The sequence below is a fragment of the Acidovorax sp. 62 genome (assembly GCF_002754495.1).
In the GTDB taxonomy this organism is placed as follows: domain Bacteria; phylum Pseudomonadota; class Gammaproteobacteria; order Burkholderiales; family Burkholderiaceae_C; genus Acidovorax.
Map to the genome: position 1 here is coordinate 4,222,389 of NZ_PEFJ01000001.1, position 21,304 is coordinate 4,243,692.

Consider the following 21,304-nt stretch of genomic DNA (forward strand, 5'->3'; position numbering starts at 1 on the left):
AATGAATAGCTGTCAGCGCTTATTGGGTAAGCGCTAGACGTTGTTTTGACCTTAAAAGGCTCCTGTGCAGGAGCCTTTTTTCTGCCGTGTGGGATCACTCCATCCGGCGTTCAGGCGTGCGGCAGCTTGGCAATCACCTTGATCTCAAACTGAAACCCATACAGCCACGTCACCCCGATGCCGGTGAGTGTGGGGTAGGGCGCCTCGCCCCAGAACTCGGGCACGATGCCCCAGACGGTGTCGAAGTTCGCCTCGGGGTTCACCACGAACATCGTCACGTCCACCACGTCGTCAAACGTGCAGCCTGCCGCTTGCAGCACGGCGTTGAGGTTGGTGAATGCCAGGCGCACCTGGGCGGCCACATCGGGTTCGGGCGAGCCGTCTTCGCGGCTGCCCACCTGGCCAGAGACAAACAGAAAGCCATTGGCGCGCACGGCGGGCGAATAGCGGTTGCGCTCGTACAGCGCCTGGCGGCCTGCGGGAAACACGACATCACGGGTGGGCATGGAGAGTCCTTTCATTCATGCGGGGAGGGGTGGTGATGCAGGCACTGTAGAAGCGAGCGCTGTTCTGATAAACAGGCTAATCTGCGCAGCACTGTTCTTCATTTCCAAACAATCAACAATGGGCGGCGCCGTGTGCGCCTTGCCCCCGCCGCCATGGACCGTTTTGACGCCCTGCAGGCCTTTGCCCGCGTTGTGGAATCCGGCAGCTTCACCAAAGCCGCCCACACCTTGGGCATGAGCCGCACCACCGTGACCCAGCTGGTGCAACAGCTCGAAGCCCGCCTGCGTGTGAAGCTGCTGCACCGCACCACGCGCAGCGTGCAGCTCACCGCCGACGGCGCCGCTTATTACCAGCGGGTGGTGCGCCTGCTGGCGGATCTGGAGGAGGCGGACGCCAGCCTCTCCAGCGCCATGGCCGCACCCCGGGGGCGGTTGCGGGTGGATGTGCCCAGCCCGCTGGCCAGCCTCGTTCTCATCCCGGCACTGCCCGCCTTCCATGCCAAATACCCTGATATCCAGCTGCACCTGGGCGTCAGCGACCGGGTGGTGGACATGGTGAGTGACAAGGTCGATTGCGTGGTGCGTGGCGGCACCATCACCAACCCCTCGCTCATCGCGCGCCATGTGGGCGATCTGGTCTTGCGCGTCTATGCCGCCCCCAGCTACCTGCAGCGCTGCGGTGCGCCACAGCACCCTACGGAGCTGGAGGGGCCGCACCACCACACGGTGGGCTTTGTGTGGGCCCGCACCGGCAAGCCCCTGCCCTTTGCCATGCGCCGGGGCCACGAGCAAGTGCAGGCCCAGGGGCGCTATGTGTGTGCGGTGGATGACGGCAATGCCTACCTGGCTGCAGGCCTGGCGGGCCTGGGGGTGCTGTGGCTGCCCGACTACATGGCACGGGCGCATGTGGAGGCTGGCGCCTTGAAGCCTTTGTTTACCGATTGGCAAATGGAGGCGATGCCGATGTCCGTGGCCTATCCGCCGCACCGCCACGTCAGCGCCAAGCTGCGCGTCTTCATTGACTGGATCGTTGGGCTGATGGTGCAGCATGCGCCGATGCAGCGGGCGGCGGATGCGGCACCGGCCGTTTACAAACCCAAACAACCGTAACCGTTAGAACCCCGATTCTGTTGGTCCTCCGTGGTCCACTACGCCCGGCCCAAACACGGCGACTGCAGAGGCGGTCGCCGTGAATGCCCGTCAGAGGCGACAGTGGGCCATCAATCCACACGGAGGGAACTATTGTGTTCAAGCGAAAAGCCAGGCCACTGGCTGGGACGGCTGCGGCTGCAGTGGCTGTAGCGCTGCTGGCTGGTTGCGCCACGGGTTACCAGGCTTCGTCCAATGGGTTAATAGGGCCGAGCATCTTTGGTTACCGCGAGGCCAAAGGGCCCGGAGAGCTCATCAAGGTCAGTTTCCATGCCAATGCTATGACCGAGCGCCAGGCGGTGGGGCGGTACCTCATGTACCGGTGCGCCGAGATCGCCCAGCGAGAAAACAAAGCCTATTTCGCCTTGTACCCCACGCTGCTGGCGGCAGCGTTGGACAAGCGTAGCGACGGCAATCCGGTGGGGTCCTTCCCTGAGCCGCAGCGGGGCTTTACCTACATCCTGCTTTTTAACGCCCCCTCACAAGGTTTGATGAATACCAAAGAGGTGCTGGCTCGCCTGGGGCCTGAAGTCAAGAAAGGGGTGACCCCATGAAGCGCGGTTGTCATGTGGCGATGGTGTTGGCAACGTTGTGGCTGGCAGGCTGCGCCTCGCGGCCCGAATACCAGCCCGCACCCGGCGCGCCCACTGCCCGCCTGAACATGCAGGGCGTGGGTGACAAGAGTTTCTGCGTGGATGGCGCGTGGTACAAGCCGGTGGGCGACGGCGATGGGTATGCCCCCCTGCCGGCAGGGCGTCGGGTCCACATCAACGTGTATTACAGCGTGCAGCGCCCCAATGCCTTGTACCGCTGCGAGTCACGCGTCAGCCTCGTGCCTGCGGCGGGCCAGAAGTACCTGGTGGACTTTGAACCCCACACCGAGCGTTGCTACCTCACGGTCTTCAAGGAAGACACGTCCAAACGCGCAGGGGTGTCGATGGAGCCCACGTTGGCCGCCGCCTCGGCCTGCAAGGCGCCCTGAGTCCATGGCGCTTTGCGTGATTTGGGTTTAATTGCTATGAAAATAAGAGCTGTCAGCGCTTATTAAATATGCGCTAGAGGCCAATTTAATTGAAGATCACGCAGGCGCAATGCGTGCACGGCGTCAAGCCGCCACCCACACCTTGCGCACCGTCTCCAGCGTGCGCCAGGTACCCAGGTAGCCGGGCTTCATGATGAAGCAGTCGCCCGCGCGGTAGGTGACGGGGGCGTGGCCGTCTTCGGTGATCTCGGCCACGCCGCTGAGGATGTAGCAAAACTCCCAGGTCTCCCCTTTGATGGAGCGGTTGGTGCCGGGCGTGGATTCAAAAACACCCGCGCGCACCTTGCCGTCCTTGGCGCTGTCGATGTCCCAGTTGCGGCAGACGATGTCGCCCTCAATGACGCGATCGGCAGGCGGGCGGGATTCGCGGGGCTCGCCCAGTTGGTCGAAGTGGAAGGTGACGAGTTTGCGGGTCATGGTAGGCCTTGCAGGGTGTGCAGTGTGGTGTGGGTTGACACCCCTGCACCCCAGGCCTGCGTGTGGCAACCCCCTGGGTGCGCAGGGGCACCGGATGGGATGAATGCTAGGCCCGACCGCCCTGGGGCGGGTGCCAAAGTGGTGGCCCGCCGTGGTGGCAAATGTGCGATGCAGGGCCCCTGGCAGCGCAAAGTGCTGCGGGCGTTGGCCCTGCCTTGCGGGCTACAGCGCGGCGTACACCAGCGTGGGAAACAGCTCGCACAGGTACTGCAGTTGCCCCGGTGCCTGCGTGAGCAGGATGGCGAACAGGTCCTCGGCCGGGTCCACAAAGAAGAAAGTGCCGCCCATGCCGCTCCAGCTGTAGTGCCCGGCGCTGCCGGGGCGGGTGGCGTTGCCGGTGGCGGTGCGCACCGCCACGCCCAGGCCAAAGCCGTAGCCCTCGGGCAGGATGCCGCCTGCGCGGGGCAAGGCGCCGATATGGTCGGCGGCCATGAAGTCCACCGTGGCGCGGCTGGCCAGGCGCACGGGGCCTGCGCTGGTGTGCAGCGTGCCCCGCCCCAGCATCAACTGCAAGAAGCGGGCGTAGTCGCCAGCGGTGGAGACCAGGCCGCCCCCGGCCGATTCAAAACGGGGTGGCGCGTCCACATCGATGAGCGTCACGCCTGCGCCCGTCTGCGGGTCGTGGGCAAAGGGCTCGGCCAGGCGATGGCGGCTGGCGGCGGGTACCGAAAAGCCGGTGTCGTGCATGCCCAGAGGCTCCAGAATGCGCCGCTGCAGCACCTGGCCCAGCGGGGCGCCTTCGATCTGCTCGATCACCGCGCCCAGCACATCGGTGGCGCGGCTGTATTCCCAGCAGCTGCCGGGTGGGTGCAGCAGCGGTAGCGGGCCCAGAGCTGTTGCCAATTCTTGGTTGCTGTGCCTGCGCGAGCCCACGCGGGCGCTGCGGTACTGCTCGGCAATGGGGCCGGTGTCCCACGCGTAGCCCAGGCCTGCGGTATGGCGCAGCAGGTCGTGCACCGTGGCTTCGCGGGCGACAGGGGCCAGGGCGCCGGTGGCAGTCTGGTACACCTGCTGCCCCTTGAAGGCGGGCAGGTAGTGCGACACCGGGTGCGCCAGCAGCAAGCGGCCTTCCTCCATCAGCATCAGCGCTGCCAGCGAGGCGATGGGCTTGGTCATCGAGTAGATGCGGAACACGGTGTCCAGCGCCATGGCGGGGCTGTCGGCGCCAGGGCGCTGCCGCCCCACGGCTTCGTGCAACACGGTGTGGCCCCGATGCTGCACCAGCGCTACTGCACCGGGCAGCAGGCCTTGGGCGACATCGCGTTCCAGAACGGCGCGCAGGCGCGCCAGTGCGGTGGGGTTCATTGGGCTCCCTGGGGTGGTGTGTGGGGTGGGTGTCGCGGTGATTTTGCCTGTGGGTCTGGACGACTGCGGAACGGTTCGGCATAGGTGTTCTTCCCAGCTAGGGCGATTCCTAGCTGGGAATCGCCTGTATAGCTTTGCAGGGGTAAAGCCGATTCAATCACGGTCATTGCTGCAGAGCCCCTCCACAGGACGGAGCTCTCTGGCAATGGCCCGCAGGCCCCAGTGCATCACCGGCTCCAGCGGGTCCAGGCAAGGACAGATACCGATCACGGCCACAGAGCCAAACCAATTGAAGGAGTTGAACATGGGTGCAGCAGTAGGCGTAGTGGGTTCCGCATTGCTCGGCGGAGGCGGCATGGGCGGCCTGCTCGGCGGCATCGGCTCCCAGTTCCTGGGCGGCATGGTCAGCGGGCTTCTGGGCGGCTCGGACATGAGCAAGACGCTCGAAGGCTTCTCGCCCGTGAACATCCTCAACGCCACCACCAACTTGGTCAGCACCATCATGGGCGGCGGCGCCCAGCAGGCCACGCAAACCCTGCAGCGCGAAGACGGCATGCCCAAATTCCTGCAGGACGCCATCAGCCAGGCCATTGAGAAAGTGCTGCAAGACTGCCACAAGCCCAGCGAAGGCGCAGACGAAGCGATCTCGGACGCAGCAGGTGGGGGCATCCAAAGCGCAGTGGACGACATTGCCAAGCAAATCGTGGACAGCGTGCGCCGCCAGATGACGGAAGGCACCTCGGACATGGGCAAGGAATGCGGCGGCGGTGGCAAGACAGGTGCCAAGAGCTGGCTGCAGGCGATTGCACAGGCCATGGGAGAGGCCATGGGCAACAAGGCCTCCAAGATGGTGGAGCTGTCCAACAAGCTCAAAGAGAACTCGGGCGGCAGTGAACAAGACCAGGCCAAGGAGATGCAGGCGACGAATGCGGAGTTCCAGGCGGTGAGCCAGGAGTTCAAGCTGCTGACGGATGCGTTCAACACGGCGCTGAAGTCGCTGGGCGAAGGCATGAGCAGCATGGCGCGCAAGCAGTAAGGGGCGGTAAAGGGCAGCAGGGGACGGGGCAAGCCACGCAGCCCGCCCCAGCCACTCCGTGGCAATCATCGCCAGTTGCAACAATGGAAACGGGCCGTTCTGCGGCCCGTCGCGCTTCACTATGCAAATCAATACCAACACCAGCACTTGGGCGTTTCCTGGCGGTGGCACGGCTGCAGCTGCGGCAGACTCCAGCGTGTCTCGGGGCGACACCCTTGTCGGCGGCAACACCTCGACGGCTGCACAGCCCGGTGTCCTGCTGGCGCAGGCCGATACCCACAACCCCAGCGCCAGCAGTCAGAACGGCAACAACGGCACCCCTGCGCAAAGTGCCAACACCACGCCGTTTTGGGGGGCTGGCACCGTGCCTGCCCCCAATGCTCTGACGGCGTTGCGGCAGGCCGAGCGCGACCGGACGGATCCGCTGCGCCTGGGGGTGAACGAGGTCTACCGCGACGCCATCACCTTGGCATCCGACCGCACGGGCTACCCGCGCGCCACGATTGCGGCCGTGATATCGGCCGAAGCCGGCCCGCTGCGTGGCAAGCGGCTGGACGAGGCCACCAACCAGCGCTTCTACGGCGAACTGCACCCGCAGCTCGACCCCAAAGCCAAGCTGGGCAAGGCCGATGCTGCCGAATGGAAGGCCGTGCGCAGTGAGCTGTCTGCCACCTGGGACCCGCAGAGCTACAACACCACCAGCAAGGCTGGGGGGCTGACGCAGTTTCTGGAAAGCACCTGGATCGAGTCGGCCACCAAGCCCGGCAGCTACGTCAATCAACAGGCCAAGTCCCTGGGGCTGGTGAACGACGCCAACCAGGTGGTTGACCGCGCTGGGCTGCTGGACCTGCGCTTTGACGCCACCACCTCGATCGTGGCTGCGGCTGAGCTGGACAAGGGCTACTTCACCCAGCTGAGCGCCCGCACCAAGGACGATGGCACCCCTCTGGTTCCTGCCGATCTGCCCGCAGATCAGAAGGCGCAGTACATCTACCTGGTGCACCACGAAGGGGCGGGCGGTGCGGCGCAAATCCTCAAAGGCACGCTGACCGATGCGCGTGCGGAAGGCTTGCTGCAAAACCATGTCGCCGATGCCGACAAGCGCCAGGCGATGATCGACGCCCGCGAAGGCAGTGCGGCCAAGGCCTATACCGCCTACCTGTGGCAGTACATTGAGCAGCGCATCGTGCCCGCCAACTTCCGCTGAAACTCTTGACCGCTGCCATGACCTTGCCCGCTCGCCTTCACCTCCATTCACGTTTTGTAGGGGCCGTGCGCAGCGTCGCGCGCGCTGGGGCTCGAAAGGCGTTGTTCGCCGCATTGGTGTCCGCCTTACCCGTCTGCTGGGCGCAGGCCCCGGCGCCCGCCCCGGCCGCCAGCGCTGCCTTGCCAGCCAGTCGGCTGGCGGCACAGTGGGATGGCCCGGCCCTGGTGGGGCAACTGCGGTTGCGGCTCATAGTGTTGGATGCGGAGCGTGGCACCGTGGCTGCTGCGCTCACGGTGGGCTCACCGCAGTGCAGCGGCGGCCTGGACAGCCTGGGGCAGTGGCAGCAAGGCACCTTGGTGCTCAAGCCCTACCGGCCTGAACCCGACGCTGCCGCCTGCGAGGTGCGTGTGCGCGTGGATGCCAACGGGCGCCAGGCCTGGGTGTCAGAGACGGGTTGTGGCGCCTACCGGGGCGCGGCCTGTGTGTTTGAGGGGCAGTTGCAAGCGCGGTAGGGGCAGGCCATTTGCAGCGAATGTTTCATAAGAAAATAGCTGCTAGCGCTTTCCAATAAAGCGCTAGCAGCTATTGTTTTTGTAGTGTCTGATTCAGGACCCGTCGGCGTGCGGCCTGCCTGGCGGGGTTGGGGCATCTGGCGTGCCATGCGGCACTTTTGGCTCCTGGGCCCCTTGGGCCATCTCCAGCTGCATCATGATCATGTTGACCAGGGTGTGCACGGTGGGTCGGCCAGTCTCGATGACATAGGTGGCGGTGTCGCGGTACAGGGTGTCGCGCTGGGCGTACAGCTCGCGCAGGCGGTGCAGGGGGTTGCCTACCTGCAGCAGGGGGCGCGTGCGGTCGTGCTTGACGCGTTTGAAGATTTCTTCTGGTGAGGCGCGCAGGTACAGCACGTTGCCAAACTGGCGCAGCACCTCGCGGTTCTCCGGGCGCAGCACGGCGCCGCCGCCGGTAGACAGCACCATGCCGCCGGGCTGGGCTGTGGTGTCGGCCAGCACCTGGGCCTCCAGGTCCCGAAAGCGGTCCTCGCCCTCGGTCTCGAAAAAGTTGCGGATGCTGGTTTTAAGCACCAATTCGAGTTGGTGGTCCAGGTCAATGAAGGGAACACCGAGCCGCTGGGCGAGCTGCTTGCCTACGGTGGATTTGCCCGAGCCGGGCATGCCGACCAGTGCACAGCGAACTTGCATAAATCTCCTGTCTTCCCCCAACTGAACTGGGGGGTGAGTTTACGGCCCCGGCAAGGGTGGGGCGCGGGCCGGCTTGTCGGCTTTGGCTGACGCGCGGCGCGGCGCTGCGCTGACAGCCGCCCGAATGGGGCTGGATTACCTTTGCCCGATGACTCCTGTTGAGCCCACCCAGGGCCGTCTTCATCCCACCGGGGCTGCGCCTTCCCCGCGCGTTCGCTCCTGGTTGGGCTGGGCGCACAGGGTGGCAGGGTTGTGGTCGGGGGCCGACGGCGCACGCATGAGTGCGGCAATGTCGTTCTATGGCGTGCTGAGCCTGGCCCCTTTGCTGGTGTTTTTGGTGGCGCTGCTGGGCTGGTGGCTGGACCGTGACCAGCTGGAGCACAGCCTGGTCGAGCAAATTGGCACGGTGCTGGGCGCGCAGGGCGCGGCCGTGGTGCAGCAAGCGTTGGCCAGCGCGCAGCAGCCTGCGCAGGGCGTGATGGCGTCGCTGCTGGCCCTGGGGGTGCTGTTGTTTGGCGCCACCGGGGTGTTTGGCGAGCTGCAAGCGGCGCTGCACCGGCTGTGGGCTTTGGAGCGGCCGGGGTCGGGCGCTGAGGCGCCCTGGTGGCAAGGGGTGTCGCTGCGCTTGCGTGGCGTGGCCTATGTGATGGCCTTTGGCTTCTTGCTGCTGGTGTCGCTGGCTGTGTCGGCGCTGCTCAATGTGCTGGCGGCCTGGGCGCAGACGTGGCGCTTGGTGGCGCCGGCCTTGCATCTGCTCAATGAACTGGCAGGTTTTGTCATTTGCGCAGCCCTGTTTGCCGGGCTGCTGCGCATGAGCACGGGGCCCAAACCCCAGCTGCGCTACCTGGTGCGCGGCGCGCTGTGCGGGGCCGTGCTGTTCACGGTGGGGCGCCACGGGCTGGCGCTGTACCTGTCGCAGGCCGCCGTCGTGTCAGCCTACGGGGCCGCTGGTTCGTTGGTGGTGGTGTTGATGTGGATTTACTTCTCGTCCGCGGTGCTGCTGCTGTCTGCCGCTTGCGCCCGGGCCTGGCAGGAGCTGGAAGGCCGCGCGTCCCATCCACATCCTTGAACAGCTTCTTACAACGCTTACCGGCCAGGGCCTGCATTCGGTGCCCAGGCTGTGTACCTTAGGCACATGCAAGTACGGCAGGGCACATCTGGCCCTGGCCAATGAAAGAAAAGGAAAAACGATGCACAAAGCAAACACACTCTCCGTGCAACCCGCTACCCCCATGGCGCTGCCCGGCGCGGCCGGTGCCCCCGGTGCCCTCAAGTGGATGTGGGTGGCCATTGGCGGCCTGGGCGCTTGCGTGGTGGCGCTGGCAACGGTGCTGGTGGTGCAGCACACCGGCACACCGGGGGCAGAGGCGGCCGCTCCTGGCGCTCAGCCTGCTACCTTGGTGGCGGGGCCTGGGGGGCTGGCAGCGCCCGCACTGGGCTCCTCATTGCAGGCCCAGCCTGCAGGGCAGGGTGCCCAGGGCCTCCAAGGGGCTGGTTTTCCGGCCCCTTCTGGGGCTCCTGTCGCGGTTGCCCCGGTGGGTGGCCAGCCACGCCCCGTGGCACAGCAGGGCGGTGCTTGGCCCGAGCCTGCACCTAATGGCGCTATGGGCAATGCAGGCAACGTGGGCACCCCTGTGGCCCAGCGTTCTGTCAGCATCTGCAAAACCTGCGGTCAGGTCGAATCGGTACAGGCCATTGAACAGGCAGCGCCCGCCACGGGCGTAGGCGCCGTGGCCGGTGGTGTGCTGGGGGCGGTGGTGGGCAACCAGATCGGCAAGGGCAACGGCCGCACCGCTGCCACCGTGCTAGGGGCCGTGGGTGGCGGTTACGCAGGGCACCAGATTGAAAAGCGCACCCGCACCCAAACCACCTACCAAGTGCGCGTGCGCATGGAAGACGGCTCCAGCCGCGTCTTCACCCGCGCACAACCCCCAGCGGTAGGTACTCCCGTGGTGCTGCAGGGCAAGGGCTTCCGGGTGGCCGATGAACGCGCCATGCCGCAAGCGCAGCAACCCCAGCCGCAATACCAGACGGTGTCGCAGCCTGGCTATGTGGCCATGCAGCAGTGAGCGGGGCGCCACCCGCGTGGGGCGGCATGAAAAAAGGGAGCCCTCGGGCTCCCTTTGTTTTTGGCTGCGGCGTTTGGCTTACTTCTCGACGAAGGCCCGTTCCACCACAAAGTCACCAGGGGTGCTGGTGTTGCCTTCTTCAAAGTCGCGCTTTTCCAGCATGGCCTTCAGGTCGTTCAGCATGGCGGGGCTGCCGCACAGCATCACGCGGTCGTTGATCGGGTCCAGCGGCGGCAGGCCGATGTTGGCGGGGAAGGTGCCGTTATCGATCAGGTCCGTGATCCGGCCCTGGTTGCGGAAGGGCTCGCGCGTCACGGTGGGGTAGTAGATCAGCTTGTCCCGCACGATGTCGCCCAGGAGTTCGTGGTTGGGCAACTCTTTTTCGAACAGGTCTTGGTAGGCCAGCTCGTTCACCTCACGCACGCCGTGCACCACGACCACTTTCTCGAAGCGTTCGTAGGTCTCGGGGTCGCGCACGATGGACAGCCAGGGGGCCAGGCCGGTGCCGGTGCCGATCAGGTACAGGTTCTTGCCGGGCAGCAGGTAGTCGATCAGCAGCGTGCCGGTGGGCTTTTTGCCCACGATGATGGTGTCGCCCACCTGGATGTTTTGCAGCTTGGAGGTCAGCGGGCCGTCTGGCACCTTGATCGACAGAAACTCCAGATGCTCTTCCCAGTTGGGGCTCGCAATAGAGTAGGCGCGCAGCAGGTTTTTACCGTCCACCTTCAGGCCAATCATGGTGAAATGGCCGTTAGAGAACCGCAGGGCGGGGTCGCGGGTGGTGGTGAAGCTGAACAGGCGATCGGTCCAGTGGTGAACAGTCAGAACGCGTTCTTCGAGAAAAGCACTCATGGTTTCTTGCAGAGATGAGAATCAGGGAGCGGCCGCCAGACACCGAGCGTTGGCGGAACAACAGAGCTTGGCTGGCGCGTACACAACAAGAACAGGTTCTGAGGGCCGAAGCGCCTTTGGCTAGCAGGCAAACCCGCCTATTGTCAGGCAATTGGGCGCGCGGGTACATTGTCGGCCCTCAAGCCTTTGATTCAAACGAAAGAAAAGTCATGCCCTTATGCACCGCTTTGCTCCGAACCTGGGCACCCCTGGTCGGGTTGGGCCTGTTGGCAGGCTCTGCGCTGGCGCAGGGCACCCTCAAAATCGGTGAAATCAACAGCTACAAGGCCCAGCCCGCGTTTCTGGAGCCCTACAAAAAGGGCATGGAGCTGGCCGTGGAAGAGGTCAACGCAGCAGGCGGCATTGCTGGCCGCAAGATCGAGTTGATCGTGCGCGATGACAACGCCAACCCCGGCGACGCGGTGCGCGCTGCCGACGAGCTGCTCACCCGCGAGAAGGTGGATGTGCTCATGGGCAGCTTTCTGTCGCACATCGGCCTGGCGCTGACGGATTTTGCGCGGCAGAAAAAGGTGTTTTTCCTGGCCGCAGAGCCGCTCACCGACAAAATCGTGTGGGAAAACGGCAACCGCTACACCTACCGCCTGCGTGCCTCCACCTACATGCAGGTGGCCATGCTGGTGCCTGAGGCGGCTGCGCTCAAAAAGAAGCGCTGGGCCATCGTCTACCCCAATTACGAATACGGACAGTCGGCCGCCGCCACCTTCAAAAAGCTGCTCAAGCAGGTCCAGCCCGACGTGGAGTTTGTGGCCGAACAAGCCCCGCCGCTGGGCAAGGTGGATGCGGGCAGCGTGGTGCAGGCCCTGGGCGATGCCAAGCCCGATGCCGTGTTCAACGTGCTGTTCGGTGCAGATTTGGCGCGCTTTGTGCGCGAGGGCAACACGCGCGGCCTGTTCCAGGGGCGCGAAGTGGTCAGCCTGCTCACGGGCGAGCCCGAGTACCTGGACCCGCTGAAGAACGAAGCCCCCAACGGCTGGACCGTGACCGGCTACCCCTGGTACGGCATCACCACGCCGGAGCACCAGGCCTTTTTGAAGGCCTACCAGGCCAAGTTCAAAGACCACCCCCGCCTGGGCTCGGTGGTGGGCTATTCGGCGGTGCAATCGCTGGCTGCAGGCATGCGCAAGGCTGGCGGTGCCGATACCGAAAAACTCATCGCGGCGTTCAAGGGGCTCGAAGTGACCTCGCCCTTTGGCCGTATCCGTTACCGTCCAGAAGACAACCAGTCCACCATGGGCACGTTTGTGGGCAAGACCCGCAACGATGGCGGCAAGGGCGTGATGGTGGACTTTCGGTACGCCGACGGCGCACGCTTTCAGCCCAGTGCCGATGACATCAAGAAGCTGCGCCCGGCGGATTGAGGTCAACGGAAGCCGCCTGAGTGGCACTGCTCTGACCTGATCCACTCCCCTCGACTCGCCCTGCAACGGACCCCATCTTTGTGAGCTTCTCCGGTCTGGTCGTTCAACTGCTCAACGGGCTGGCCTCGGCCTCGTCGCTGTTTCTGGTGGCGGCGGGGCTGTCGCTCATCTTCGGGGTCATGCGCATCGTCAATTTTGCGCATGGTTCGTTCTTCATGCTCGGCATCTACCTGGCCTACACGCTGGTGGAGCGGCTTGCGCCTGCGCTGGGCTTTTGGCCCGCGCTGTTGCTGGCGCCTTTGGTCACGGGGTTGCTGGGGGCGGTGGTCGAGGTGGCGCTGCTGCGGCGCATTTACCGTGCGCCCGAGCTGTTTCAGCTGCTGGCCACGTTTGCGCTGGTGTTGGTCATCAAGGATGCCGTGCTGTGGGCCTGGGGGCCTGAGGAGCTGTTTGGCCCCCGCGCGCCAGGGCTGGAGGGGGCCGTCAGTATCTTGGGCCGCCAGTTCCCGGTGTACGACCTGTTCCTGATGGCCGTGGGCCCTGTGGTGCTGGGCCTGCTGTGGCTGCTGCTGCACCGCACCCGCTGGGGCACGCTGGTACGCGCTGCCACGCAAGATCGGGAGATGGTCAGCGCGTTGGGCGTCAACCAGGCTTGGCTGTTCACTTCGGTGTTTGCGCTGGGGGCACTGCTGGCTGGCTTGGCCGGCGCCCTGCAGCTGCCGCGCGAGCCAGCCCATCTGGAGATGGACCTGCTCACCATCGGCGCGGCGTTTGTCGTGGTGGTGGTGGGCGGCATGGGCTCCATCACCGGCGCGCTGGTGGCGGCGGTGGTCATTGCCGAACTCAAGGCGCTGTGCATCTGGATCGGGCTGGTGGAAGTGGCGGGCGTGAGCCTGTCGCTGTCCAAGATGACGCTGGTGGTCGAATTTGTGGTGATGGCCGTGGTGCTGGTGTGGCGCCCCTGGGGCCTGCTGGGCCGCCCGCAAGCCACGGTGCGCGCGCTGGCCCAGGCCGAGGCCCCACTGCGCTCAGCCAGCGTGGGCCTGCGCCGCCTGGGCTGGGCCGTGCTGGCGTTGCTGGCGCTGGTGCCCCTGGCTGCGGGTGTGTGGCCCTACCTGCCCGTGTTGCTGGTCGATGTGCTGGTGGCTGCCCTGTTTGCCAGCAGCCTGCACTTCATCATGGGCCCGGCGGGCCTGCATTCGTTTGGCCATGCGGCCTACTTTGGTCTGGGGGCCTACGCTGCGGCCCTGCTGGTGCGCAGCGCCGGTGTGCCTATGGAACTGGTGCTGCTGCTGGCCCCGCTGGCTGCAGGCTTGGGTGCGCTGCTGTACGGCTGGCTGTGCGTGCGCCTGTCGGGCGTGTACCTCACCATGCTCACGCTGGCCTTTGCGCAGATCACCTGGGCGCTGTGCTACCAGTGGGATGCCGTCACCGGCGGCAGCAACGGCCTCACGGGCGTGTGGCCCGCTGCATGGCTGGCGCATCCGCTGGCGTATTACGGCCTCACGCTTGCCGTGGTGGTGGCCGCCGTGCTGCTGCTGCGCCGCATGCTGCTGGCCCCCTTTGGCCTGGCGCTGCGCGCCGCGCGCGATTCGGCCTTGCGGGCCGATGCGCTGGGTGTGGATGTGCGCCGCCTGCAGTGGGCGGCCTTTGGGGTGGCCGGGGTGATGGCGGGGCTGGCAGGGGCGCTGTATGTGTTTTCCAAAGGCAGCATCTCGCCTGAAGGGCTGTCGGTGGGCAAATCGGTCGACGGGCTGGTGATGGTGCTGCTGGGCGGTGTGCAAACCTTGTCGGGCCCGCTGGTGGGTGCCGCCGTGTTCACCTGGCTGCACGACACGGTGGCCCGCAACACCGACTACTGGCGCGCCGTGCTGGGCGCCACCATGCTGGTGCTGGTGCTGCTGTTCCCGCAGGGGCTCGCAGGCTTTGGTCAGCAGCTGGCGCAGCGCTGGCAGGCCCGCAATGCAGGTTCTATAGATCAAAGGGGCTCGCGTGGATAAGACCGAGCCGCCCCTGCTGCAAGTCACCGGTCTCAGCCGTGCCTTTGGTGGCGTGCAGGCGGTTGACCAGGTCGGCTTTGACCTGGCTGCGGGCGAAATGCTGGCCCTCATCGGCCCCAACGGCGCGGGCAAGTCCACCACCTTCAACATGGTGGGCGGCCAGTTGCGGCCCGATGCGGGGCAGGTCCTGCTGGGCGGGGTCAACACCACCGGCCTGCCGCCGCGCGCCATCTGGCGCCACGGCGTGGGCCGCACCTTTCAGATCGCCGAGACCTTTGCCTCGCTGACCGTGCTGGAGAACGTGCAGATGGCCTTGCTGTCGGCCGACCGCCGCATTTACCGCTTCTGGCGCCCAGCGGGCCTGCACCGGCCTGCCGATGCCCTGGCCCTGCTGGAGCAGGTGGGTATGCAGGCCCAGGCCGACCGCCCCTGCAGCGCGCTGGCCTATGGTGATGTGAAGCGCGTGGAGCTGGCCATGGCACTGGCCCACAGCCCGCGCCTGTTGTTGATGGACGAGCCCACCGCTGGCATGGCCCCTGCCGAGCGACAGGCCCTGATGGCGCTGACCCGCCAAATCGCCCGCGAGCGCCGCATGGGCGTGCTGTTCACCGAGCACAGCATGGATGTGGTGTTTGGCCAAGCCGACCGCGTGCTGGTGCTGGTGCGCGGCCGCCTGCTGGCCGAGGGCACGCCCGAGCAGATCCAGGCCGATGCCCGCGTGCAGGAGGCCTACCTGGGCGCGGGCTTTGATGTGGGGGCGGCTGCATGACAGAAAACGCAACGGCGCCACTGCTGCAGGTGCAAGGCCTCAACGCCTGGTACGGCGCTGCGCAGATCCTGTTTGACGTGTCACTGCAGGTGGGGCGCGGTGAGGTGGTGGCCCTCATGGGCCGCAACGGCGCTGGCAAGTCCACCACGCTCAAGGCCCTCATGGGCATGGTGGCGCGGCGCGGCGGCGTGCAGTTTTTGGGGCAAGACATTGCGCGGCGCGAGCCGCACGACATCGCCCGCCTGGGCCTGGGCTATGTGCCCGAAGAGCGCCGCATTTTCACCGACCTGTCTGTGATGGACAACCTGGAAGTCGGCCGCCAGCCCCTGCGCCGCTGGCCGGATGGCACACCCGCTCCGGTGTGGACGCCCGAGAAACTGTTTGCACTCTTCCCCAACCTGGGCGAAATGCCCCAGCGCCCCGGTGGGCGCATGAGTGGGGGCGAACAGCAAATGCTCACCGTGGCCCGCACGCTCATGGGCCAGCCATTGCTGGTGCTGCTGGACGAGCCTTCCGAGGGAGTCGCCCCCCTCATCGTGCAGCAGATGGCCCGCACCATCCGTGCGCTCAAGGCGCAGGGCGTGAGCGTGCTGCTGAGCGAGCAGAACCTGCCTTTTGCCGAGGCCGTGGCCGACCGCGCCTACCTCATCGAGCAAGGCCAGATCGCCCACGAGGGCCGCATGGCCGAGCTGGTGGGCAACCCCGAGATTCGCAAAACCTACCTGGGTGTTTAGATGCAGGGCTGTTGTGGGAGCCCTGCTTGAACGTGGAATATCCGTTCACGCTGAGCCTGTCTAAGCCTTGCGCAGCGCCTCGAAAGGCTCAGCGTGAACGGTTGACTGCGGTTCAGCCCGCTGTCTGAGGGCAATACAGACCCAGTGCTGGCAGAGATGCGCCCATGGCCTCAGCGATCAGGCCCATGTCGTGGTCGCTGATGGCGAACAACCCAAAGCGAAACTTGCTGCCCCAACGCTGGCGGTCGTCCACAAACTCAAAGTGGTCCAGCAGCGGCGCAATCGGTGCCTCGCATGCGGGCAGGTAAGACACATCCTTGCGATAAGGAAAAAATCCGGCACCCATGTCAAACGCATACGCATCACCCGGCAGCACCACGCCAATCGACACAAAGGCCTGCAACCGGTCGACGCCGCCCATGGTCACGGTGGGGGCGTAGTAGGCCACGCGGTCTCCCGCCTGTACGCGCTTGAGCGGCGCAGACTTGCCGTGGCAGACCTGCATGAAACCCGCCTGCGGCTGGGCACAGCCTCGGCGGGCATGGGTGGCGCTGGCCACCGCAATCCAGTTGCGGCGGGCGCCTGAAAGGGATGTGGCTGCAGTCTGCGCAGCGGGCCACAGTGCTTGCTGCTTCATGCAACTGCCTCAGAACGTGACCTTGACCGATGGCGCACTGCGCTTCGCATCGCCATGGAAAACGGCCTCGATGTTGTTGCCGTCCGGGTCCAGCACAAACGCCGCGTAGTAGCCGGGGTGGTAGGGCCGCTCGCCCGGTGCCCCGTTGTCCTGCCCGCCGTGGGCCAACGCAGCCTGGTAGAACGCATGGACCATGTCACGGTCCTGCGCCTGGAAGGCCAGGTGGACCCGGCCCGTGAGGTGGCCCTGCGCAGCCACGCTGTCAGCGGTTGAAACAAACAGCTCGTCTGCCCAGAAATACTCTGCCGTGGCGCCGCCCATGGGCACGTTCAGGGCCTTGAAGGCCGCCGCATAAAAGGCCTGGCTGGCCGCGAGATCGCGCACCACCAGCTGGACGTGATCGATCAGCCGGCCGCGATGCAGTTCCTGGGTTTCCATGGCGTTGTCCTTTCAAAGGTCAGTTCGATGCGTGCAAGCCCACACGGTTGCCGTCCAAGTCATGGATGTGCGCAAAAAACCCCATGCCCTGGGGCAGCGCCTGGCGTGGCAATGCGATCTTGCCACCCTGTGCGACCACACGCTCCAGTGCTGCATCCAGCGAGGGCGATGCATCCAGGTACACCACCGTGCCTTGCCCGCTGGGCTGCGCAGCGGCGGTGCCCGTCATCAGCGCGCCGCCCACCCCCGCGCCCTGGTTGTACGCAAACACTGCCAGCTCGCACTGCGGGCCCATCACCTCGCGCCGCATGCTCTGGCCCAGCACGGCTTCGTAAAAAGCCTGGGCGCGGTCGATGTGGGGGGTGGGGATTTCAAACCAGGTGATGGCGTTGTTCATGGGAACCTCCTTTGCGTCAAAGCGCGTGATGAAAAAAATGCGAAACCGCATGGTGCGGCTCCCCTGCTGACACCGCCATGTCAGCAGGCTCTGCATCCCGATGCCCTTGGAACGGGTTTTTGCGCAGGCTTCTGCGCCCTGCCTGCTACGGTCCGTTTTGTGCGCCTCTGCCATGGCACAGCCCCGCCGGCTTACCGCACCATCGGCCCATGCAGTCTTCCAGCGCCCTCCACGTTGCCCATCCCCAGTCGTTGCGCGCCGCCATCCCGGTGGACTACCTGCGCTGCGCCGTGCCCACCCACATGGGTGGATTGGGGGGTGGGCCTGAAGAGCTGGGGCTGTTGATGCGCTCGCTGTGCGCCCAGTCGCTGTCGGCTGGGGTGCTGTTCTGGTGCCAGCGCACCGCCATCGAGTTTTTGGTGCAGTCCTTCAATGCGGCGCTGCGTGAGCACCTGCTGCCTGACCTGCTCAGCTTCCAGCGCGCAGCCACCACGCCCCTGTCGCTCGATGCCCCCGCGCTCACTGCGCAGGACGGTGCGCGCGGCCTGCGCCTCAGTGGCTGGGTGCAGTCGGTCGCCAATGCGCAGGCCGACGGGGTCTCGCTCATCGTGCCCGTGCACATGCCTGCACCCACGCCAGGTTCCGCTGGCTGGGCCGTGCTGCAAAGCGAGGAAGACGGCGTGCACCTGGAGCCCGGCACCCTGCTGCCCCACCTGCACAACACCTGCCCGGCCCGCGTGCGGGTTGATCAAGCCTTCTTTCGCGCTGACGAATGGCTGGGCGACAGCCGCCTGCTGCAACAGACCGAGCCCGTGCGGCTGGCGCTGGGCGTGCTGTACCAGTCGCTCATTGCCGCGCCCGAAACGCTGCTGTGAGCATGCGCCGCGCCTGGGCGCGTCACCGTGCATCGCGGCTCCTAGAATGTCCACAGCAGGCCGCGTCATCATCCTGGGGCGCGGGCCGTGCGCTCCCTCACCATGACGCAATACGAGCAACTCGCTGACGAAATCCATGCCCTGATCCGCTCGGGCTCGCTGCGCGTGGGCGACAAGCTGCCCTCGGTGCGTCTGTGCAGCGAGCGGCGCAAGATCAGCCAGTCCACCGTCTTCCAGGCCTACTATCTGCTGGAGTCGCGCGGCGTGATCCAGGCGCGATCGCGCTCGGGCTACTACGTGCTGCCGCGCCTGCAAGAGCCACTGCAAGGGCCGGACACCTCGCGCCCATCGCTCACCTCCCACACCGTGGCCATCAATGACCTGGTGGTAGAGATCCTGAACCTCTCGCGCCGCAAAGACGTGGTGCCGCTGGGCTCGGCCTTCCCCGACCCGGCCCTGTTCCCGCTGGATCGGCTGGCCCGCTGCATGGGCACGGCCCTGCGCCGCCTGCCACCGCACAAACTCATCGAAGACCTCACCACCGGCCACCTGCGCCTGCGCCAGCAAATTGCGCAGCGCTACGCGGTGGATGGCGCGCGCGCCGAGGTGGACGAGATCGTCATCACCAACGGCGCCATGGATGCGCTCAACCTCAGCCTGCAAGCCGTCACCTCGCCGGGCGACCTCGTGCTGCTGGAGGCCCCCACGTTCTATGCCCCGCTGCAAGCCATTGAACGCCTGAAGCTGCGCGCCCTGCAACTGCCCACCAGCGCCAGCGAAGGGGTGGACCTGGCTGCGCTCGAATCAGCCCTTGCCAGCGGTGAAGCCAAGGCCTGCTGGTTCATGCCCAACTTCCAAAACCCGCTGGGCGCGCTGATGCCCGAGCACCGTAAGCAAGCCCTGGCCGCCTTGCTGGCGCGCTACCAGGTGCCTCTGATCGAAGACGACGTGTACGGCGACCTGTACGCAGGCGCCCACAAGCCGCGCCCCATCAAGGCGTTTGATCCCGAAGGCTGGGTCATCCACTGCGCATCGTTCTCTAAAACCCTGGCCCCCGGCTACCGCGTGGGCTGGGTGGCCGCTGGGCGCTGGACGCGGGCCGTCGAGCGCCTCAAGGTCATGAGCAGCCTCTCGGCCTCCGTGCCACCGCAGGCCGCGCTGTCTGATTACTTGGCCCAAGGCGGCTACGACCTGCACCTGCGCCGACTGCGCCAAACCCTGGCCCTGCAACGCGACGTGATGATCGACGCCATCGCCGAATCCTTCCCTGCAGGCGCCCGCGTCACGCGCCCACAGGGCGGCTACTTTCTGTGGCTAGAGTTGGCCCCCCACATCGACGCCCTGGCCCTCATGCGCCAGGCGCTGCAAGCGGGCGTGAGCCTCATGCCCGGTCAGCTGTTTTCAGCCGACCAGCGCTTTGCGCACTGCATTCGCCTGAACTTCGCCGCAGCCCCCGCCCACGACATCACGCGGGCTACGCATGTGCTGGGTGGGTTGGTGCGAGGAATGGCGGCTGGGTAGGAGCAATGCGGCTGAATCCGCTGCTGCTATGCCCCCCAACCGCAGCCTCTGCCGCTGTTTTTCATAGCCCATCACAGGCCTACTAGCTGGTACACAAGGCGGCCTGTGTGGGGGTGCATTGGCACCCCGCCGGCCGCAGGAGCCAGCCATGTCATCCGCCGCCGCGCCACGCGCCCAGCCCATTCACTTTTACCCTCCCCAATCCACGCTGCAGTTTGGCATCCGTGCGATTGCGGGGCGCTTCAACCGGGCCCGCTGGTGGTCCATTGGCATCACGCAGATGCTGTTCTTTGGCCTGTGTTGGGCGCAGTGGCAGGGGCGGCCGCTGGTCAGCTTTGACCTGGTGCGCCAGCAGGTGCATTTGTTTGGTGGGTTGTTTGGGCCGCAGGATTTGTTGTTGCTCACGCTGCTGCTGATCGGTGGGGCGCTGGCCTTGTTTGTGACCTCTGCCGTGGGTGGCCGCATCTTCTGCGGCTTTGTGTGCCCGCAGTCGGTCTATACGGCGCTGTTCATCTGGATCGAGCAGCGGGTGCAGGGCACCCCCGGCCAGCGTCAGCGCAGGCAGGCCAGTGGCGCCCCAGTCGTCATCGCCGCGCTGTGGGCGCGGCGGCTGCTCACCTGGGCGTTGTGGGCAACGGTGTCGCTGGCGCTGGGCTGGACGCTCACCGCCTACTTCTCCAGCGCGCCTGCACTGTGGCAGCGCACCTGGCAGGGCCAGTTGGGCGGGGCCGAGTCCACGTTGATGCTGGGCTACGCCGCATTTGCCTTGGCGCAGGCGGGTTTTTTGCGCGAAAAGGTCTGCCAGCACATGTGCCCCTATGCGCGCTTTCAGGGCGTGATGGCTACGCCGCAAACGCAGTCGGTGGTGTACGACGTGCCCCGTGGCGAGCCGCGCCGCAGCACGGCCCACTCCGTAGCGAACGCAGCGGCACAAACAGCAGCGGTGCGTGCATCGGTGCCGGCAGCCAGCACAGCGCAACCCCCCAGCCGGGGCGATTGCCTGGACTGCAACCTGTGCGTAGAGGTGTGCCCCGCAGGCATCGACATCCGCAACGGCCTGCAGTACGAATGCATCAGCTGCGGCCTGTGCATTGATGCGTGCGACCGCGTGATGGACAAGGCGCGCCAGCCCCAGGGGCTCATCCGCTTTGCCTCGCAGCAGGGCGCCGACTGGCGCCACACCTTGCGTCAGCGCCGGGTGCGGGTGTACTTTGTGCTGTTGGGGCTGACGGCACTGGCCGTGGTGGCCACGGTGGCCTGGCGCGTGCCGCTGCAGGTCGAGGTGGTGCGCGACCGGGGAGTGATGGCGCGCCAGCTGCGCAACGGCGATGTAGAGAACATCTACCGCGTGCACATCCAGAACTACGACACCCAGGCCCACGCCTACCGCATCGCCCTGGCGGGCGACACGCCACTGCGCATGCCGCCGCAAGAGCCCGTGGTCATTGCATCAGGCGAAGAGCGTACGGTGGCCGTGGCGGTGGTGCAGCCCTACCGCTCCACCAGCGGCGCGGACCCTGGTCGGGGCGTGTCCACCATCACACCCATTGCCCTGCAGGTGCAGTCGCTGGTAGATGCGCAGCAGCAGCGCACCCGCTCCAGCAGCTTCATACAGCCACGGTAGTGGTTCACGGGGTGCTGCTACGCATGCGGTCTATTGCTGGGGCGCT

General features: G+C 66.0%; 24 protein-coding genes. 15 read left to right on the plus strand and 9 right to left on the minus strand.

The features are described 5' to 3' along the window. Positions 1-110: 110 nt before the first annotated feature. Positions 111-506 carry a RidA family protein gene (locus tag CLU86_RS18855; RefSeq protein ID WP_099657429.1) on the minus strand — a complete coding sequence of 132 codons (396 nt, stop codon included), beginning with the start codon at positions 504-506 and terminating at the stop codon, positions 111-113. A 153-nt stretch (positions 507-659) separates the two neighbouring features. On the opposite strand from CLU86_RS18855, the gene CLU86_RS18860 reads away from it, so the two are divergent. The 3 genes from CLU86_RS18860 to CLU86_RS18870 all read left to right on the plus strand — a co-directional run bounded on the left by CLU86_RS18860 (position 660) and on the right by CLU86_RS18870 (position 2,637). Further along, the gene (locus tag CLU86_RS18860; protein ID WP_099743701.1) at positions 660-1,616 is read left to right on the plus strand and encodes a LysR family transcriptional regulator; all 957 of its coding nucleotides are present in this window, start codon (positions 660-662) and stop codon (positions 1,614-1,616) included. A gap of 320 nt (positions 1,617-1,936) precedes the next feature. Beyond that, positions 1,937-2,209, plus strand: a complete 273-nt coding sequence (locus CLU86_RS18865) for a hypothetical protein (protein WP_099742700.1) — start codon at positions 1,937-1,939, stop codon at positions 2,207-2,209. After that, a complete protein-coding gene (locus tag CLU86_RS18870; protein WP_143226745.1) occupies positions 2,206-2,637 on the plus strand; it encodes a hypothetical protein in 432 nt (143 codons plus the stop codon). Before CLU86_RS18865 ends, CLU86_RS18870 begins: the two co-directional genes overlap by 4 nt. Positions 2,638-2,760: 123 nt before the next feature. Here CLU86_RS18870 and CLU86_RS18875 read toward each other — a convergent pair whose 3' ends face one another. The 3 genes from CLU86_RS18875 to CLU86_RS23155 all read right to left on the minus strand — a co-directional run bounded on the left by CLU86_RS18875 (position 2,761) and on the right by CLU86_RS23155 (position 4,785). After that, positions 2,761-3,114: a cupin domain-containing protein gene (locus CLU86_RS18875; RefSeq protein WP_099742702.1), complete on the minus strand. Its 354-nt coding sequence runs from the start codon at positions 3,112-3,114 to the stop codon at positions 2,761-2,763. Between the two features lie 222 nt (positions 3,115-3,336). After that, a complete protein-coding gene (locus tag CLU86_RS18880; protein ID WP_099742703.1) occupies positions 3,337-4,479 on the minus strand; it encodes a serine hydrolase in 1,143 nt (380 codons plus the stop codon). 153 nt (positions 4,480-4,632) lie between these two features. Then, a complete protein-coding gene (locus CLU86_RS23155) occupies positions 4,633-4,785 on the minus strand; it encodes a hypothetical protein (protein WP_233195110.1) in 153 nt (50 codons plus the stop codon). On the opposite strand from CLU86_RS23155, the gene CLU86_RS18885 reads away from it, so the two are divergent. The 3 genes from CLU86_RS18885 to CLU86_RS18895 all read left to right on the plus strand — a co-directional run bounded on the left by CLU86_RS18885 (position 4,784) and on the right by CLU86_RS18895 (position 7,234). After that, positions 4,784-5,515 (plus strand): hypothetical protein, encoded by a 732-nt coding sequence (locus CLU86_RS18885; protein ID WP_143226746.1) that lies wholly within the window; start codon positions 4,784-4,786, stop codon positions 5,513-5,515. The genes CLU86_RS23155 and CLU86_RS18885 overlap by 2 nt on opposite strands. Before the next feature lie 121 nt (positions 5,516-5,636). After that, positions 5,637-6,722: a hypothetical protein gene (locus tag CLU86_RS18890; RefSeq protein ID WP_099742705.1), complete on the plus strand. Its 1,086-nt coding sequence runs from the start codon at positions 5,637-5,639 to the stop codon at positions 6,720-6,722. 116 nt (positions 6,723-6,838) lie between these two features. Beyond that, the gene (locus CLU86_RS18895; RefSeq protein WP_143226747.1) at positions 6,839-7,234 is read left to right on the plus strand and encodes a hypothetical protein; all 396 of its coding nucleotides are present in this window, start codon (positions 6,839-6,841) and stop codon (positions 7,232-7,234) included. A gap of 93 nt (positions 7,235-7,327) precedes the next feature. On the opposite strand, the gene CLU86_RS18900 is transcribed toward CLU86_RS18895, so the two are convergent. Next, on the minus strand, positions 7,328-7,924 hold the full coding sequence (locus CLU86_RS18900; RefSeq protein ID WP_099742707.1) for a shikimate kinase: 597 nt from the start codon (positions 7,922-7,924) through the stop codon (positions 7,328-7,330). Positions 7,925-8,072: 148 nt separating this feature from the next. Between CLU86_RS18900 and CLU86_RS18905 the strand changes: the two genes are divergently transcribed. Further along, the gene (locus CLU86_RS18905) at positions 8,073-8,993 is read left to right on the plus strand and encodes a YihY/virulence factor BrkB family protein (RefSeq protein ID WP_099742708.1); all 921 of its coding nucleotides are present in this window, start codon (positions 8,073-8,075) and stop codon (positions 8,991-8,993) included. A 121-nt stretch (positions 8,994-9,114) separates the two neighbouring features. Continuing rightward, on the plus strand, positions 9,115-9,993 hold the full coding sequence (locus tag CLU86_RS18910) for a glycine zipper 2TM domain-containing protein (RefSeq protein ID WP_233195112.1): 879 nt from the start codon (positions 9,115-9,117) through the stop codon (positions 9,991-9,993). Between the two features lie 78 nt (positions 9,994-10,071). Here the strand turns inward: CLU86_RS18910 and CLU86_RS18915 are convergent, their stop codons facing one another. After that, on the minus strand, positions 10,072-10,845 hold the full coding sequence (locus tag CLU86_RS18915; RefSeq protein WP_099742709.1) for a ferredoxin--NADP reductase: 774 nt from the start codon (positions 10,843-10,845) through the stop codon (positions 10,072-10,074). Between the two features lie 209 nt (positions 10,846-11,054). Here CLU86_RS18915 and CLU86_RS18920 point away from each other — a divergent pair, with 209 nt between their 5' ends. The 4 genes from CLU86_RS18920 to CLU86_RS18935 all read left to right on the plus strand — a co-directional run bounded on the left by CLU86_RS18920 (position 11,055) and on the right by CLU86_RS18935 (position 15,766). After that, entirely contained in the window at positions 11,055-12,263 is a 1,209-nt protein-coding gene (locus CLU86_RS18920) for an ABC transporter substrate-binding protein (protein ID WP_099742710.1), read from the plus strand. A gap of 80 nt (positions 12,264-12,343) precedes the next feature. Continuing rightward, positions 12,344-14,263, plus strand: a complete 1,920-nt coding sequence (locus CLU86_RS18925) for an ABC transporter permease (protein WP_099742711.1) — start codon at positions 12,344-12,346, stop codon at positions 14,261-14,263. After that, positions 14,256-15,032 (plus strand): ABC transporter ATP-binding protein, encoded by a 777-nt coding sequence (locus CLU86_RS18930; RefSeq protein ID WP_233195113.1) that lies wholly within the window; start codon positions 14,256-14,258, stop codon positions 15,030-15,032. The genes CLU86_RS18925 and CLU86_RS18930 overlap by 8 nt, the downstream gene beginning before the upstream one ends. Further along, positions 15,029-15,766, plus strand: coding sequence for an ABC transporter ATP-binding protein (locus CLU86_RS18935; protein WP_099742712.1), 738 nt, complete (start codon positions 15,029-15,031; stop codon positions 15,764-15,766). Before CLU86_RS18930 ends, CLU86_RS18935 begins: the two co-directional genes overlap by 4 nt. Positions 15,767-15,878: 112 nt before the next feature. Here CLU86_RS18935 and CLU86_RS18940 read toward each other — a convergent pair whose 3' ends face one another. From CLU86_RS18940 to CLU86_RS18950, 3 genes are read right to left on the minus strand one after another with little or no spacing between them, the layout of a single operon-like run. Continuing rightward, on the minus strand, positions 15,879-16,403 hold the full coding sequence (locus tag CLU86_RS18940) for an EVE domain-containing protein (protein ID WP_099742713.1): 525 nt from the start codon (positions 16,401-16,403) through the stop codon (positions 15,879-15,881). A gap of 9 nt (positions 16,404-16,412) precedes the next feature. Then, entirely contained in the window at positions 16,413-16,841 is a 429-nt protein-coding gene (locus CLU86_RS18945; protein WP_099657444.1) for a VOC family protein, read from the minus strand. 19 nt (positions 16,842-16,860) lie between these two features. Then, positions 16,861-17,238: a VOC family protein gene (locus CLU86_RS18950; RefSeq protein ID WP_099743704.1), complete on the minus strand. Its 378-nt coding sequence runs from the start codon at positions 17,236-17,238 to the stop codon at positions 16,861-16,863. Between the two features lie 209 nt (positions 17,239-17,447). Here CLU86_RS18950 and CLU86_RS18955 point away from each other — a divergent pair, with 209 nt between their 5' ends. The 3 genes from CLU86_RS18955 (at position 17,448) to ccoG (ending at position 21,258) form a co-directional block, all read left to right on the plus strand. Next, positions 17,448-18,113, plus strand: a complete 666-nt coding sequence (locus CLU86_RS18955; protein ID WP_099742714.1) for an acyl-CoA dehydrogenase family protein — start codon at positions 17,448-17,450, stop codon at positions 18,111-18,113. 102 nt (positions 18,114-18,215) lie between these two features. After that, positions 18,216-19,634 carry a PLP-dependent aminotransferase family protein gene (locus CLU86_RS18960; protein WP_099742715.1) on the plus strand — a complete coding sequence of 473 codons (1,419 nt, stop codon included), beginning with the start codon at positions 18,216-18,218 and terminating at the stop codon, positions 19,632-19,634. 148 nt (positions 19,635-19,782) lie between these two features. After that, positions 19,783-21,258, plus strand: coding sequence for a cytochrome c oxidase accessory protein CcoG (gene ccoG, locus CLU86_RS18965; RefSeq protein ID WP_099742716.1), 1,476 nt, complete (start codon positions 19,783-19,785; stop codon positions 21,256-21,258). Positions 21,259-21,304: the final 46 nt, after the last annotated feature.

Excerpts from the sequence above, each read along its gene's own strand:
- CLU86_RS18855 (WP_099657429.1), bottom strand. The coding sequence starts at position 506 with ATGCCCACCCGTGATGTCGTGTTTCCCGCAGGCCGCCAGGCGCTGTAC.
- CLU86_RS18860 (WP_099743701.1), top strand. The coding sequence starts at position 660 with ATGGACCGTTTTGACGCCCTGCAGGCCTTTGCCCGCGTTGTGGAATCC.
- CLU86_RS18865 (WP_099742700.1), top strand. The coding sequence starts at position 1,937 with ATGACCGAGCGCCAGGCGGTGGGGCGGTACCTCATGTACCGGTGCGCC.
- CLU86_RS18870 (WP_143226745.1), top strand. The coding sequence starts at position 2,206 with ATGAAGCGCGGTTGTCATGTGGCGATGGTGTTGGCAACGTTGTGGCTG.
- CLU86_RS18875 (WP_099742702.1), bottom strand. The coding sequence starts at position 3,114 with ATGACCCGCAAACTCGTCACCTTCCACTTCGACCAACTGGGCGAGCCC.
- CLU86_RS18880 (WP_099742703.1), bottom strand. The coding sequence starts at position 4,479 with ATGAACCCCACCGCACTGGCGCGCCTGCGCGCCGTTCTGGAACGCGAT.
- CLU86_RS18885 (WP_143226746.1), top strand. The coding sequence starts at position 4,784 with ATGGGTGCAGCAGTAGGCGTAGTGGGTTCCGCATTGCTCGGCGGAGGC.
- CLU86_RS23155 (WP_233195110.1), bottom strand. The coding sequence starts at position 4,785 with ATGTTCAACTCCTTCAATTGGTTTGGCTCTGTGGCCGTGATCGGTATC.
- CLU86_RS18890 (WP_099742705.1), top strand. The coding sequence starts at position 5,637 with ATGCAAATCAATACCAACACCAGCACTTGGGCGTTTCCTGGCGGTGGC.
- CLU86_RS18900 (WP_099742707.1), bottom strand. The coding sequence starts at position 7,924 with ATGCAAGTTCGCTGTGCACTGGTCGGCATGCCCGGCTCGGGCAAATCC.
- CLU86_RS18905 (WP_099742708.1), top strand. The coding sequence starts at position 8,073 with ATGACTCCTGTTGAGCCCACCCAGGGCCGTCTTCATCCCACCGGGGCT.
- CLU86_RS18910 (WP_233195112.1), top strand. The coding sequence starts at position 9,115 with ATGCACAAAGCAAACACACTCTCCGTGCAACCCGCTACCCCCATGGCG.
- CLU86_RS18915 (WP_099742709.1), bottom strand. The coding sequence starts at position 10,845 with ATGAGTGCTTTTCTCGAAGAACGCGTTCTGACTGTTCACCACTGGACC.
- CLU86_RS18920 (WP_099742710.1), top strand. The coding sequence starts at position 11,055 with ATGCCCTTATGCACCGCTTTGCTCCGAACCTGGGCACCCCTGGTCGGG.
- CLU86_RS18935 (WP_099742712.1), top strand. The coding sequence starts at position 15,029 with ATGACAGAAAACGCAACGGCGCCACTGCTGCAGGTGCAAGGCCTCAAC.
- CLU86_RS18940 (WP_099742713.1), bottom strand. The coding sequence starts at position 16,403 with ATGAAGCAGCAAGCACTGTGGCCCGCTGCGCAGACTGCAGCCACATCC.
- CLU86_RS18945 (WP_099657444.1), bottom strand. The coding sequence starts at position 16,841 with ATGGAAACCCAGGAACTGCATCGCGGCCGGCTGATCGATCACGTCCAG.
- CLU86_RS18950 (WP_099743704.1), bottom strand. The coding sequence starts at position 17,238 with ATGAACAACGCCATCACCTGGTTTGAAATCCCCACCCCCCACATCGAC.
- CLU86_RS18955 (WP_099742714.1), top strand. The coding sequence starts at position 17,448 with ATGCAGTCTTCCAGCGCCCTCCACGTTGCCCATCCCCAGTCGTTGCGC.
- CLU86_RS18960 (WP_099742715.1), top strand. The coding sequence starts at position 18,216 with ATGACGCAATACGAGCAACTCGCTGACGAAATCCATGCCCTGATCCGC.
- ccoG (WP_099742716.1), top strand. The coding sequence starts at position 19,783 with ATGTCATCCGCCGCCGCGCCACGCGCCCAGCCCATTCACTTTTACCCT.